Source organism: Sodalis sp. RH16, from assembly GCF_047324245.1.
GTDB lineage: Bacteria > Pseudomonadota > Gammaproteobacteria > Enterobacterales > Enterobacteriaceae > Acerihabitans > Acerihabitans ligni.
In genome coordinates this window covers 4,819,081-4,832,926 of sequence record NZ_CP178737.1, presented here as the reverse complement: position 1 = coordinate 4,832,926, position 13,846 = coordinate 4,819,081, and the positions used below count along the sequence as shown (strand labels likewise).

The 13,846-nt window shown below is 54.0% G+C and carries 10 protein-coding genes; 5 read left to right on the top strand and 5 right to left on the bottom strand.

The genetic code is table 11. The annotated features are described in order from the left end of the window. Nucleotide 1: 1 nt before the first annotated feature. From ACL2XJ_RS22000 to ACL2XJ_RS21980, 5 genes are all read right to left on the bottom strand, one after another. Complete coding sequence (locus ACL2XJ_RS22000; protein WP_413724493.1) at nt 2-1,597, bottom strand: SrfA family protein; 1,596 nt, start codon at nt 1,595-1,597, stop codon at nt 2-4. A 127-nt stretch (nt 1,598-1,724) separates the two neighbouring features. Then, on the bottom strand, nt 1,725-2,780 hold the full coding sequence (locus ACL2XJ_RS21995; RefSeq protein ID WP_132921537.1) for an alkene reductase: 1,056 nt from the start codon (nt 2,778-2,780) through the stop codon (nt 1,725-1,727). Nucleotides 2,781-2,957: 177 nt separating this feature from the next. Then, nucleotides 2,958-5,159 carry a glycoside hydrolase gene (locus tag ACL2XJ_RS21990; RefSeq protein WP_413724492.1) on the bottom strand — a complete coding sequence of 734 codons (2,202 nt, stop codon included), beginning with the start codon at nt 5,157-5,159 and terminating at the stop codon, nt 2,958-2,960. Between the two features lie 313 nt (nt 5,160-5,472). Beyond that, entirely contained in the window at nt 5,473-6,663 is a 1,191-nt protein-coding gene (gene uxuA, locus ACL2XJ_RS21985) for a mannonate dehydratase (protein WP_413724491.1), read from the bottom strand. 78 nt (nt 6,664-6,741) lie between these two features. After that, entirely contained in the window at nt 6,742-7,500 is a 759-nt protein-coding gene (locus ACL2XJ_RS21980; RefSeq protein ID WP_132921540.1) for an FCD domain-containing protein, read from the bottom strand. 337 nt (nt 7,501-7,837) lie between these two features. Here ACL2XJ_RS21980 and ACL2XJ_RS21975 point away from each other — a divergent pair, with 337 nt between their 5' ends. The 5 genes from ACL2XJ_RS21975 (at nt 7,838) to ACL2XJ_RS21955 (ending at nt 13,784) form a co-directional block, all read left to right on the top strand. Beyond that, the gene (locus ACL2XJ_RS21975) at nt 7,838-9,319 is read left to right on the top strand and encodes a mannitol dehydrogenase family protein (protein ID WP_413724490.1); all 1,482 of its coding nucleotides are present in this window, start codon (nt 7,838-7,840) and stop codon (nt 9,317-9,319) included. Nucleotides 9,320-9,461: 142 nt separating this feature from the next. Continuing rightward, nucleotides 9,462-9,998, top strand: a complete 537-nt coding sequence (cybB, locus tag ACL2XJ_RS21970; protein WP_413724489.1) for a cytochrome b561 — start codon at nt 9,462-9,464, stop codon at nt 9,996-9,998. Nucleotides 9,999-10,127: 129 nt separating this feature from the next. Beyond that, nucleotides 10,128-11,150, top strand: a complete 1,023-nt coding sequence (locus ACL2XJ_RS21965) for a sugar kinase (RefSeq protein WP_413724488.1) — start codon at nt 10,128-10,130, stop codon at nt 11,148-11,150. A gap of 436 nt (nt 11,151-11,586) precedes the next feature. Continuing rightward, nucleotides 11,587-12,558, top strand: coding sequence for a hypothetical protein (locus tag ACL2XJ_RS21960; protein ID WP_413724487.1), 972 nt, complete (start codon nt 11,587-11,589; stop codon nt 12,556-12,558). 317 nt (nt 12,559-12,875) lie between these two features. Continuing rightward, nucleotides 12,876-13,784, top strand: a complete 909-nt coding sequence (locus tag ACL2XJ_RS21955; RefSeq protein ID WP_413724486.1) for an EamA family transporter — start codon at nt 12,876-12,878, stop codon at nt 13,782-13,784. Nucleotides 13,785-13,846: the final 62 nt, after the last annotated feature.

The window sequence follows — 13,846 nt, the reverse complement described above, 5'->3', positions numbered from 1 at the left end:
ATTATTTCACATTCTCACGCTTTATCTGGGTGGGAAAGGCCTGGCCGTTGTCATAACGACTCTGGCAGTCCGCTATCCCGGTCAGGCTTTGTTTACAGACAATTTGCGGCATGCGGTAGGTGGAACCGTCGCTGCAGCGGGCATTTTGCCGGCTTTTGATCACCAGATTGCCCGATTTCATCAGGCCGGCGTGCACATCCGCCCGGCAGATGGTGCCGTCTCCATACCGTATCTTCGCCACGCCGCCGCCGTTTTTAACCTGATACTCGAAACTCACCGCCTTGCCGCCGGTCACCGGATTCTTGCTGTCGACGCTGACCTGCCAGCGGCCATTGAAAAACGTGGTAGAGCCCGCCCTCACCGCCTCGGCAGGCAGCCGCAGGGCGTTTTTCATCTGCGAGGGGGATAAGGGCGCACCCATTTGTGACGCCGTAACTTGCTCTGTCGGCACAATGGCGGAATGTGTTGCGCCCGCGGCACTTTCATCATTCGCCGGTCCGGCATTCATCTTACCCTCAGCGGCATTACCGGCGGCCTGGGCCGTCCCTGATAAAACATCGTTGCTGGCGGCGGCGGATCCCCCCACCGGGACACCGCTGCCGTCGGCAGCCGGGGCCGGACTAATGGCCGTGGTGGGCCGGTTCCTGCCGGTAGCCGCAGGGACGGAGTCCGTCTGATGGTTGGTTTGACCGGCGGGCGTGGCGCTCATGGGCGTAGTGGGCGCCACGACTTGCGGCACCATCACCGGGGCCGATACCGGAGGCCATTCCGGACTGTTCGCCAGATAGCCGTACAGCTGAAAGACCAGAATCGCCGCCAGCGCCAGGGCCGGCAAAATCCACCACAGGCGGCGCCTGAGCCGCCGGCCCTTGGTTTTTGGCAACGCCGTGGTAGTTTCCGGTTGCGCCCGTTGGACGGTTTCGTCCATGCCGGACTCCATGTTCGACACGCTGGCGGGTTCGGTAATATCAGGTTGCCCGATGAGCCGGGGGGACGATTGCCGGGCAACGGTCGGGGGAATGTCAATAGGATCGTGCCGGACCGGGATCATTACCGGTTCGGGAGCCGGCGGGGGCGGGCGCAGGCAGTCGAGGGGATCGGCGCGGGATTTTTCATCGAGTTTAACGAAGCCCCAGAAGGTGAGCACCGCTTTTTCGCCCACCAGGTAAACATGATTCTGATCGGGAAACTGAATAGCTTTAGCCAACAGCATACCGAACAGTTTTTGCGCGGCTTTTTCCGCCCTTTGCGCCCGGCGGCTGATATCGGCTACCGTGGCCTGGCACTGCTCCAGCTGACGCAGGGCCGAAGCGCGCTGGCTATCGTCGGCGGCGGCCCATGTCGTGACCTTTCCTTCAATGGGTGCATACCAGTCAAGCCTTTCACCCTGCTCATGGGGCTGGGGAATGGCCAGGCAATCAAGAAGCTGCTGCTGCCCCCGCAGGCGCAAGGTTTCCCGCAGCTGTACCGCCGATGCATAAACCGGCAGCCCGTCTTCCCCCAGCGCGAGGAGACCGTCCAAACTTCCACTGCGTAAGAAAGCACTGCGTAAGAATGCACTGCTTAAAAATGATTTCGCCACGCAAAAGAGACCCATTGTGAGAAATGTCTAAAGCAGAAAATAATGCGCTATCTGCAACAATGGATACTCTAGTGCGATTACGGGTAAATCAAACGGCCGAATAAGCGGCAAAACGTCTGAATATTTGAGCCATCGCCTTTTTTCAGGACAGGGTCGGGTAATCGGTATAGCCGATGCCGCCTTCGGCGTAAATCGTTCCTTTGTTAAGGGGATTAAGCGGCGCGTCCTGTTTAAACCGCTGCACCAAATCGGGATTGGCGATATAGAGATTGCCGAATGCCGCCGCGTCGGCCGCCCCCTGGCTTATCAACGCCTCGGCGGAAGCTTTGGTTAATCCTTCGTTGGCAATCCAGGCGCCGGAGAAGGTTTTTCTCACCTGCGGCCCGATACGATCGGGAAAATCCAGCGATTCGCGGGCAAAGATAAAGGCCAGCCGGCGCTTATTCAGTTCTTCCACCACGTAGCCGAACATGGCGCGGGGATTGGAGTCATGCATGGAATAGGAGCTGGACATCAGGTTCAGATGCACGCCGAACCGGTCCGCCGGCCAGACGGTTAACAGCGCATCAACGGTTTCCAGCAGGAAACGCGCCCGGTTGGCGATGGAGCCGCCATAACGATCGGTGCGTTTGTTCGAGCCGTCATGGAGGAATTGATCGAACAGATAGCCGTTGGCCGCGTGGATTTCAATACCGTCAAAACCGGCGCGTTTGGCATTTTCGGCCCCGCGGCGAAAATCCTCCACGATACCGGGAATTTCTTCCGTTTCCAGCGCACGGGGCACTTCATAGGGTTTCTGCGGCCGCAGCGTGCTGACATGGCCTGCCGGCGCGATGGCGCTGGGAGCCACCGGCAATTCGCCGTTTAAATACGCCGGATCGGAAATCCGTCCGACATGCCATAGCTGAATGACTATTTTGCCGCCGGCCTGGTGCACGGCCTCGGTAACCTCGCGCCAGGCGGCAACCTGCTGTTCCGACCAGATCCCCGGCGTATTGGGATAACCCACTCCCTGCGGCGATACCGACGTGGCCTCGGTGAGGATGAGGCCGGCGCCGGCACGCTGAACGTAATATTCTTTGGTCACCGGTCCCGGACTGCGTTCATTGACGGCCCGCATGCGGGTCAATGGGGCCATGACGATGCGATTGCTCAGTTCAAGGGCGCCGATTTTAACGGGCTCATATAAAGAAGGCATATATGTTCTCCATGGAAAAACAGGCTGGGTTAGCCGTCGATTAATCTTACCGGTAAGGAAAAGCCGTTATATTTCTGATGCAAGATTCATTTAAGCTTTTTTTGTCACGGCCGGTGTTACTGCGTGTGCGATACGGCGCGGTATAACAGGCCGGGCAAACGCAGGTTGATGCCTTTATCATTGCGGGTCGCCGTAACTGACATCCAGGATACGGCCGTCAGACAGTCGGGCTCGCAGGCTGTGGGCAGCCACATCGCCAAAAGGCCGGTCGCCAAAATTGGCTGTCAGCTGCGATCCGTCGCTGAATGATGTCTGTTGCACCCAGCCGGCCTGGTCCAGCCAGCAAAAACCGGTCAGCGCCTTATCCCACAGCGCCTGGTGCAGCGGCCGGAAGGCCGCATCCGCTTTTTTGATTTCAGGCAGCCGGTCCCGCAGGGTGCCGCGGCTGAGGTTGAACAACGGCGGAGTGTTATAGAGCTGGCTGAGCAATGCACGGACGGTTTTGACATCGCTGAATTTGAGGTTGTCATAGTTCCAGTGGTGGCTGCTTATCACCGCATCATGATAAACCGCCTGATACAGCGGCAGACGGTAGCGCGGGTCAAACTGGACGGTGAGATAAGGCTGCTTCACCTTTGCCGGGCGAAAGAAGAGATCCGGCTGCGCGTTGGGCCACCAGCCGCCGAGATAAAAAGGAGATTGTTTATTCTGATGCATATCCTTATCCCCCCAGCCGAAACCCCAGGTTTCCATGCCGTGGGCAAACATGAGATGGCGCGCGTTCACCGCATTGCCGTCTTCGGAGCCCAACGGCAATTTAACGGTATTGCTGAACCAGGCAAGCCGCGCGTTGCGTGCCTGCGCCATATCCGCCGCTCCCGTGGGGTGTTCCGGATGATAATCGTCAGACACCATGCCCGTACCGTCGACATCCAGAAACAGGCTGTTGAGTTCGGCCAGTTTTACCAGCTCGGCCATGCGTTGCCGTGAAAAGGACAGCATGCAGTGGGGATTGAGATAGTACCCCTCGCCGCCGAAACCGGGTTTTTTGCTGCCGTCGGACTCCACGATGGCGCATTTTTCCCGCAGCGCCGAAGGTACTTGCGCGGTAAGCCACCTATCGTTAACGCCGCGAGGAATCGCGGTATCATAGGAGTCGTAGCTGGCTATCAGGTAGCCTGATGTTTTAGCGGCGGCTACCGCCTGCGGGTGCAGAAATTCAGCGGTCCAGTTGTCTGTGCCTAACCATAGCCTGGGCAATCCGGCCTGATGCAATGATTCGAGAAGCGGCGTGGACAATCCCTGGCCCCAGCTTTCGGCGGGCGAGAGATAGGCCCCCAGCTGGCGTAGCGCCAGATGGCGTACTCCGACGGCGTGCCGCTGCTGCGCCGGCAGTGAAAAATCTCGATCCTGCGGCACCAGCGCCAGCAATGCCTGATTGAGGGCTTCTACCAGGGCCGGTTGCTGCCAGGAAGCGGGGGCGCGGCCTTTGAGCCGTTTTATGGCGTCCCGTGCTTCCGTTTCCATCTTTTCCCACAGCCCGGCGCCGGCCGGAGATTGCAGGTAATCCATCAGTTCCGGCCATTTTTTTACATCTGCCTGGTCCAGCAGCATGCCGCCCCATAGATAGAGATGGGTGGCGCCAATGAGCTTTTCGCCATCCGGCGCAATCTTGATTTTATCCCACAGCGAGCTGAATTGTCCGCTTTGCCGGAGGTATTCACGATAGCGTATCGCGCCTGAAAGCGGCGTGTCGCCGACATGCAGCAAGACCTCGAAGGCGTGCTGTCGGTTAAAGCGATTGAATCGGTGAAGGCTATGCATCTGCAGGCGGGCGTCGGCAACACTGAAAGTGATCTCATTGCTAAACGGGGTGAGCAGCAGCCAGCTATAGAATTTTCCCTCCTGTTCCTGGCTCCATAAGGGGAGCTTCAGGTTCCAGTTGGTGTCCATCGGCGACTGTTCACTGACCATATATTCCTGCCAGAGAGGATTATCCAGCGGTATCCGGCTGCCTTCTCCCATGGGCAGCAGCAGCGCGGAGGCCTGTGACGGCAGGGTGAACCAATCCAATGCCTGCGGCTGTCCGCTGCTGAAACTCAGGCGCAAATCGTTGCCTTCCAGCACGGCGGTAATTTGCATGCCGCATTCCGGCCACTCCCAGTGGGCCGACGCCATAGATTGCCGTAATGAACTCACTTCATGGGGTATCTTAGGACTATTCACCAGCCTGTCGCCGACGCTGATTTGCAGCGTGGCCGGATCAATATCAAACAGCGCGGATCCCTGCTGCAATCGCACGGCATCGGCAGGGGCAAGGGTAAGGGCGAACAGGATCAGGCCGGCGACCAAAGTGATAGAGAACGGATTTTTTTTCATCAGGGGGAAAGTTCACCTTATGATTAAACGGAATTCAGCGTGGCCACGATACGGTGTAAAGCATAAACGGAGCATCAAGACAGGCGGCATAACCCACAAAGCAGATTAATACCATGAAGGGGGTACTGTATGAGGGAGGATAGCTAATTTAGTTACAACATACATATGTATAATTATCATTCTTACATTAGCTACATTTGATAAACCACACTTTCCGCCAGGGCCGGTGGCGCCCTATAAGGTCCCCTGACCGGCCGCTGTCCGGAAAGGGGGGAATAACGCCGTTATCCTGGGTTAAAATAAAAGCCGGCTGCTACTTCAGATTAGGAAAACACAGGCGACGCACCGCCAGTTCCACACCCCTGACTTCGGCCAGGCCTTTTAACCGACCGATGGCGGAATAGCCGGGGTTGGTTTTCTTATGCAAATCATCCAGCATTTGGTGTCCATGGTCCGGGCGCATGGGAATAGGGCGCTGGTCGCCCATATCCTGCCGGCGCTGTTCTTCCCGTAAAATGGCGGTAACAACTCCCACCATATCCACGTCGCCCTGCAAATGCGCCGCTTCATGGAAGCTTTTGGGGTTCTCTTCGCGGACGGTAGAGCGCAAATGGGTAAACCAAATGCGATCGCTGAAGGTTTCCGCCATTTTAACCAGGTCGTTATCCGCCCGCACGCCGTAAGAACCGGTACAGAAGGTGAAGCCGTTGGTGGGGGCGGGGACGGCCTCTTTCAGCCACTGCATATCCTCAATGGTGGAGACGATGCGCGGTAAGCCCAGGATCGGACGCGGCGGATCGTCCGGGTGTACCGCCAGACGGATACCCGACGCTTCGGCCACCGGCACGATTTCCCGTAGGAAATAGGCCATATGTTCGCGCAGGGCCGCTTTATCGATATGGGCATATTCCGCCAGGCGCGCCCTGAACTGCTCGAGAGTATAACCCTCTTCGGCCCCCGGCAGGCCGGCGATGATGTTATTGGTCAGTTGGGTAATATCCTGCTGGCTCATATGATCAAAATAGGCTTTTGCCTGTTTTTTCTCATCATCGCTGTAATCCGCCTCAGCACCGGACCGCCGCAGGATGTGCAGCTCGAACGCCGCAAAAGCGATATGGTCGAAACGCAGCGCCTTGGAGCCCTCCGGCAATTCGTAGCCCAGGTCGGTACGCGTCCAGTCCAGCACCGGCATAAAGTTATAGCAGACGGTATCGATACCGCATCGGCCGAGATTGCGCAGTGTTTGCTGATAGTTGGCAATGTGCTGCCTATAGTCGCCGGTTTGGGTTTTGATTTCCTCGTGCACCGGCACGCTTTCCACTACCGACCAAACCAGATTCTTGGCCGCCAGTTCCGCTTTGCGCTTTTCGATTTCCTCTACCGACCAGACTTCGCCGTTGGGAATATGGTGCAGGGCGGTCACCACGCCGGTTGCGCCGGCCTGGCGGATATCGTCAAGGGAAACCGGATCGCCTGGTCCGTACCAACGCCATGTTTGTTCCATAGTTCAATCCTCATCATACAGGTAATTAAGCCGCAACCGCCGGCCAGTCAACCGGCGGTTTTTCAGCAAAACAGTCGGCTACTCGTTTATAACAGCGGGGATGGAGGTAAAAAGATAGCCGTCGAACCCCGGGTCCTCGCTGTCGGATAAGGTCAATAAAGTCTGTTTGACGTTTTCCAGATGCTGCCACATCGCCTGCCGGGCCTTTTTCGGGTCCCGCTGCTGTAAAGCCATCAGTATGCCATGATGATCCTCAAGCCACTTCAGGCGGTAATCCTGCCCGACAATATGGGTGTGTAATTTTTGCCACATGGGACTGCTTTGCCGGCGCAGCCACAGGGTATAGACCATCTCCTCCAGCAGGGCGTTTTGCGTGGCGCGGGCAATCAGCAAATGGAATTTTTCATCGCCGTCATAATCGGTCAGGCCCGCTTCCAGCGATTGACGTTCGTGGGCCAGCGCCTGCCGCATCTCGGCGATATCGGATTTATTCACCTGCGTCGCGGCGAAAGCCGCCACCTGGCTTTCCAGCAGCTGGCGCGCCTGCAGCATTTCGAAAGGGCCGACATCATCGCCGAAGGGTTGGTAATCACTCTGCCGGCTGCTGTCTTGTGACGGCAAGCGCAGCACATAGACGCCGGAGCCGCGGCGGACCTCGAGAATATCTTCCACCTCCAGCATTACCAGCGCTTCGCGAATCACCACCCGGCTGACGCCCAACAGCTCGGCGATATCCCGCTCGGGGGGCAATCTGGAACCCACCGCATACTGACCTGATGCCAGCAGTGTTTTCAACTGCGCACCGACCTTTTGATACAACCGTTTCGGTTCCGCCATTGCTTAACTCTTCCTTTGATTGACTGGATCGCGCCGATGCGGCAATTTCTTACATTTAACCGCTGATAATCTCATAGCGGGCTCGATAGTCGCCCGTTGTCTAAATTGGTTATCCAATTTAACGGTCATTGCCAGACAGGATGCTGGCTCCGGACAGCAAAGTCAAAAGTTCCGGCTGAATTGGTTGATCAAGTTCACAAATCTAATAAATTAAACAGACCAATATGGTATTTTTACCAAAATTGGTATGATATCTATCGCGGTCACATCATAGGCACCACGGGATCCGACATGATCCTGATGGCTCTCTTTATTGTCCTTTCTTCATGGAGAACACATGGACACCACCATAGCCACCGCCGAACTTCCCGCCGCCATTTCCCAGCCTGCCTACGATCGCGGCATGCTGCGCAGCCGTATCGTCCATCTGGGATTCGGCGCCTTTCACCGGGCCCACCAGGCTTTATTGACCCACAGGGTTTTATCGCTCGAGGGTGGGGATTGGGGCATCTGTGAAATCAATCTGGTGGGCGGCGAGGAGCTGATTAGCGCTTTGCGCCAACAGGACCATCTGTATACGGTGCTGGAAAAGGGCGCCGAAGCGAGTCATGGACATATTATCGGGTCCGTACATGAATCAATGCATCCCGCTTTCGACGGCATGGAAGCGGTACTGGATAAACTGGCCGAACCCCAGGTGGCCATCGTCTCGCTGACCGTAACCGAAAAGGGCTATTGCATGCTCGCGGGCGGCCGTCATCTCGACTTAAACAATCCCATGATAGCCGCCGATTTAGCCGCACCGCAAAATCCCTCATCCGCGCCGGGCGTTATCGTTGAGGCGCTGCGCCGCCGCCGGGAAAGAGGCCTGGGGGCGTTTACCGTGCTGTCGTGCGACAATATCCCGGAAAACGGCCATGTGGTCCGGCATGCGGTGCTTGAACTGGCCCAGGCGCAGGACGCCGGCCTGGCGCAGTGGATAGCATCCTCGGTCACTTTTCCCAATACCATGGTGGATCGTATCGTGCCCGCTGCGACGCAGGATACGCTAAATGACATCGCACGGGTGTTGGGGGTCCGGGATCCCTGCGGTATCGCCTGCGAACCCTTTATCCAATGGGTGGTGGAAGACAATTTCGTCGCCGGCCGTCCGGCGTGGGAAAAGGTCGGCGCCGAGCTGGTAAAGGAAGTCTTGCCTTATGAAGAGATGAAGCTGCGGATGCTGAACGGCAGTCACTCGTTCCTGGCCTATTTGGGTTACCTGGCCGGCTACCAATATATTGACGCCGCTATGGGCAGCGATACCTATCGCCGGGCTATCCGCGCGCTGATGATGAATGAACAGGCGCCGACGCTGAGTATCACCGGCGTGGATTTAGCCGCCTATGCGGATCAGTTGGCTGAGCGGTTCACCAACCCGTCGCTGCGCCACCGGACCTGGCAAATCGCCATGGATGGCAGCCAGAAACTGCCGCAGCGCATGCTGGATCCGATTCGCTGGCATTTGCGCCACGGCGGCCGGTTTGATTTCCTGACGCTTGGCGTGGCGGGGTGGATGCGTTATGTGAGCGGGGAGGATGACCGCGGCCAACCCATCGATATTCGCGATCCGTTGCTCAAAGAGATCCGTTCCGTCTGCGAAACCGGCCCCGACGGAGCTGAACGGGTCAAAGCCTTGTTGTCACTGGGGCATATTTTTGGTACGGACCTGCCGGGAGACAATGATTTTGTCCAGAGCGTGACCCGAGCCTACTTGCTGTTGCAGCAGCAGGGTGCGGAGAAAACCGTTAGCCAACTGGTGCAAGAGGGTATCCGCTAATCCAGGAGCGTTCGCCAAGCCGCGGGCGTCAAACCGGCAAAAAACAGGCAATAATTCCAAAGCGTAGAGAGCGAGGTATATAACGGTCCGGGAACCCGTTATGATAGGAAATGCAGTCTGATCTTCTTAGGGGAAAAGCGCTATGGGGAAAAAGTATTCATCGCTGCAAATGGGTTTTCACTGGGTTATCTTCATTCTGATCGCCACTGCCTACGCCGCCATGGAACTCAGAGGATTCGCCCCCTATGACAGCGCCCTGCGAAAAGGGATAACGACCTTGCATTATACCGCCGGCGTCAGCGTACTGATCCTGATGGTACTGCGCATCCTGGTGCGTCTTGCCGCTCAAACGCCGGCCATTGTTCCGCAACCGCCGCGCTGGCAGATGATTCTGGCACACCTGGTACACGGCGTGATGTACCTGATGTTTGTCTGCCTGCCGCTGCTCGGGCTGCTGACGCTCTATTTTGGCGGCAGGGAGTGGGTCTTTTTCGGTTATGCCATGCCGGTGCGGGATATCCCGGACGCCGATATGCAGTCCCGGTTGCGCGATATCCATGAGCTGATTGCCAACACCGGCTATTTTATTATCGGCCTGCACGCGGCGGCGGCGCTGTTTCATCATTATATAATGCGCGACAACACCCTGGAGCGAATGCTGCCCGGCAAGCCCCGTTAAAAATAAGGTTCCGGCGAAACATTATCAGATTCTTTAATCAATCGATGCACCGCGGGTAATTTGGTTATTGTCCATCGACGTTATTTAGGTGATACAATTATCGCCTTGGATTGAACATAGAGTAACAAAATGAAAGTGTTAACTTTTGGTGAAATGATGCTTCGATTGAAACCGCTCGGCAACAATCGCATCATTCAGTCGGATGTTTTGGAAGCAACCTACGGCGGCGCTGAAGCCAACGTCGCCGTATCTTTAGCCCTTTTAGGCAATGACGCTGCGTATTTGACCAAATTGCCGGGCAATCTGCTGGGAGACACGGCGCTGTCCGCGTTGCGTAAATACGGCGTGGATACCTCGAAAATTCTACGCGGCGGCAGCCGTCTGGGCATTTACTTCTTTGAAAAAGGCGCCAGCGTTCGCTCCAGCAATGTGGTGTACGATCGGGCCGGCAGCGCCTTCGCCGAAGCTGCCCGTAATGAGTTCCAATGGGATGAGCTGCTCAAGGGCGTTGATTATTTTTATTTTTCGGGCATCACCCCGGCCATTTCAGCAGAATTAGAGCAGGTGGTTACCGACGCCTGCATTTATTGCAAGGCGCATAACATACCGGTTGTTTGCGATATGAATTACCGCGGCAAGATGTGGAAGCCTGAAAAAGCCCAGGTGGTCATGTCCAAGCTGATGAATTATGTCAGCATTTGTATCGCCAATGATGAAGATTTTGAAGCGACGCTGGGCATAGAAGCCTTCGACGGCGATATGTCCCGCGGCATTGAGCAAAAAGATTCATTCAAAGCCGGCATGCTTGCCGTCGCCAAAAAGTATCCGGGCTGTAAAATAGTAGCCAGCGTCCTGAGAAACATCCACTCAGTGGAAGAAAGCCAATGGATGGGATTATTGCTTAAAGACGGCGAGTTTTACGAAACCACCCGCTATAATTTGCACGTCATGGAAGGGGTGGCCGCCGGCGACGCGTTTGGCGCCGGGTTGATGCATGGACTGCTGCATGGGTTTGGCGCACAGGAAAATATTGATTTTGCCATTGCCGCCAGCGTATTAAAATTGACCGTCAGCGGCGATTTAAATCTGGTGCAGGAATCTGAAATACGCTCAGTGATGAAAAAGGGCGGTGGCGCCAGCATGAGCCGGTGAGTTATTGCAAGTATTGACTCTTTAGCACGTCATCCGTACTGTTTAATGCGAAAGAACAGAAGGGGATACCAGCAGGTATCCCCCTAATAAATGTCGGACGGTCAAGCAGAGAGTGTTGTGATTTCTTTGAGTGCTTCAAAGGTAAACTGATATAGCCATTCATGGTTGTTCCTGCCAAAATTTTTCAAAAGATGCTTTTTCCTCGCCGCACGGCTAAAACCAAAAAAATTCGCTAATGTTATTTCGATAAATTCCGATTAAGTTAATATTGGCACCGTTCCCGTTATTGGGGCATCGTGATTATTGCCTATAAGTCCCGCCGGTATACTCGGCTTGAGGTGTTCATATCAGGGCAGCAAGGGTTGCTACTCAGGCTGTCATTGACTGATGATCCTTAGTTCGATTAAAAACACAGCAATTAAAAAAGGAGCGTGTAGTGCGATCATTTCAATTAGGGAATTTTGCAATTACCACTGTCATTGCCTGCTCTTTGAGCGGATGTGCATATCGAGGCAATCAACCTACTGGGCCAAATATCACTGCTCTAGCGATAACTCTGCATCTTGAAAAAGACGAATCCTACAAAAGTAATGAGCAATGGAAGGGGCTTATGGCGATGATGAAACTGGATCATGATGTCGCACCTGCGTCAGGTGATTATGCATTGTTTGAATGGGCGAATGTCAAAACCACTGGAAATGAGGATCAGGACTATCTTAAAATAGTCACAACAACGCCAGGTAATAGTATGTGGGCATATACCTTTTATCATCAGAGCTCCCATGATCTTTTAAATAAAATAATCAATGAAAACACGTATCCAAATGATATCCATAGAATTGGACCTTGGGTAGAAGTGATGGATATTTTTTTAAATACGCTAGCTAAGCCGGGTGAGGTCGATAGAATATATAATGATTATTCGCGGGATCGTCAAAAAATGGGGCTAATCACAGTGAGCGAAAAAATATTTAAAAATAACTTGTCTTATGCGGCAGAAAATAGAGATACGTTTGGTCAAATATATATGAATATATTTGAACAAAAAGCTAATGTTGTTGATCCGAATGAACAATACATAATGAAAAACATTAGAGTTAGAATAGAGATACATCCCACTAATAAAATAGAAAAAGCCATACAAAATCAATTAAATAAATTACCGTTCAATGAGGATGTTTTATACTCGAAAGAGGGCAAATATCAAGGGGCATTGTCATTAAAATTAGGCATTCATAGTGCTAACTACACAGAGGATGAAATAGTTCGTATGATAGATACCAGTCTTGCACGATGCCATAGCATAGCCGAGCGTACATATAACCCCAAAGCCGAAGAGTTGTGCGGTCAGGAAATAATCCAAACAATACCTAAATGGGTTAATGAAGCTGGTATCTATCTACCATAACGCATTTAAATCTGTTGCCAAAGAGATTGTGCAGTCTGGGAAAATGCGTTGTTTATCTGCTGGACTAGATTAATGGGGACGGTAAATCTTTACACCTAAGAGCCGGTTCCGACTGAGATGCGGAGTTTTGTCTTGACCATCATACTGTACTGCTTTTTTTCGATGGTAACTGTCTATAGAAAAGAAGTCGTTTCCCCTGTATTTTTATTCATGGCGTGAGAAACGCGACGCGTTTGATCCGCGGCAGCGCATGGTCCTGCTGACCGAAAGTCCTGTATAGGGCAATATTAATGTCGTTATTGTGAAAGGAACCGGGGATGTCGGTAAAAGATACGCTGTTGGCGCTGTTGGTGGTGGTCATTTGGGGCGTTAATTTTGTGATTATCAAGATAGGCCTGCACGGCATGCCGCCTTTTTTATTGGGCTGTTTGCGGTTCCTGCTGGTTGCGATTCCGGCCATCTTTTTTATCCCGGCCCCCAAAATCCCCCTAAAATGGCTGGCGTTATATGCGTTAACCATCAGCTTCCTGCAGTTTGCCTTCCTGTTTGGCGCCATCAATATCGGCATGCCCACCGGCATCGCCTCATTGATTCTTCAATCCCAGGTTTTCTTCACCATTATTCTGGGCACGTTTTTCCTGTCGGAAAAAATCAAGGCCATGCAGATTGTGGGTACGCTCATCGCGGCGGCGGGCATAGGGATACTGGTTGAGGGCGGCATGACCAATACCTTGTCCGCCATTCCGCCGCTCGGGTTGTTATTGACACTCACCGCCGGGCTGTTCTGGGCGTTTGGCAATATCAGCAATAAAATCATTATGACCAACTCGCCCAAGACGCCGATTCTTTCGCTGGTCGTCTGGAGCGCGCTGATTCCGGTTGTTCCCTTTTTACTGTGTTCCTGGCTATTTGAAGGGCCCAAGGCCATCGTTGACAGTCTTGTCAATATCAAGGCGCCCACGATATTTTCACTGATTTATTTGGCTTTTATTTCCACCATTATCGGCTACGGCTTATGGGGTAAGCTATTGTCCCGCCATGAAACCTGGCGCGTGACGCCGTTTGCGCTGCTTGTGCCGGTTGTGGGACTCACCAGCGCCGCGTTGATTTTGGGTGAAATGCTCAATGGCCTGCAATTTATCGGCGTTGCCGTCATTATGCTGGGGCTGCTGATTAATGTTTTCGGCCCCCGCTTGATGAACCGAAAAGCGGCGCATCAGATTTAATATCCTGACACTTCTGTATAGAATGGTATCAATTGGTTGTTTATTGCATCATATGATTTTTT

What these genes read in the sequence shown, in the direction of transcription:
- ACL2XJ_RS21975 (WP_413724490.1), top strand. Translation starts at nt 7,838, where the DNA reads ATGGACACCACCATAGCCACCGCCGAACTTCCCGCCGCCATTTCCCAG.
- ACL2XJ_RS21955 (WP_413724486.1), top strand. Translation starts at nt 12,876, where the DNA reads ATGTCGGTAAAAGATACGCTGTTGGCGCTGTTGGTGGTGGTCATTTGG.
- ACL2XJ_RS21980 (WP_132921540.1), bottom strand. Translation starts at nt 7,500, where the DNA reads ATGGCGGAACCGAAACGGTTGTATCAAAAGGTCGGTGCGCAGTTGAAA.
- uxuA (WP_413724491.1), bottom strand. Translation starts at nt 6,663, where the DNA reads ATGGAACAAACATGGCGTTGGTACGGACCAGGCGATCCGGTTTCCCTT.
- ACL2XJ_RS22000 (WP_413724493.1), bottom strand. Translation starts at nt 1,597, where the DNA reads ATGGGTCTCTTTTGCGTGGCGAAATCATTTTTAAGCAGTGCATTCTTA.
- cybB (WP_413724489.1), top strand. Translation starts at nt 9,462, where the DNA reads ATGGGGAAAAAGTATTCATCGCTGCAAATGGGTTTTCACTGGGTTATC.
- ACL2XJ_RS21965 (WP_413724488.1), top strand. Translation starts at nt 10,128, where the DNA reads ATGAAAGTGTTAACTTTTGGTGAAATGATGCTTCGATTGAAACCGCTC.
- ACL2XJ_RS21995 (WP_132921537.1), bottom strand. Translation starts at nt 2,780, where the DNA reads ATGCCTTCTTTATATGAGCCCGTTAAAATCGGCGCCCTTGAACTGAGC.
- ACL2XJ_RS21990 (WP_413724492.1), bottom strand. Translation starts at nt 5,159, where the DNA reads ATGAAAAAAAATCCGTTCTCTATCACTTTGGTCGCCGGCCTGATCCTG.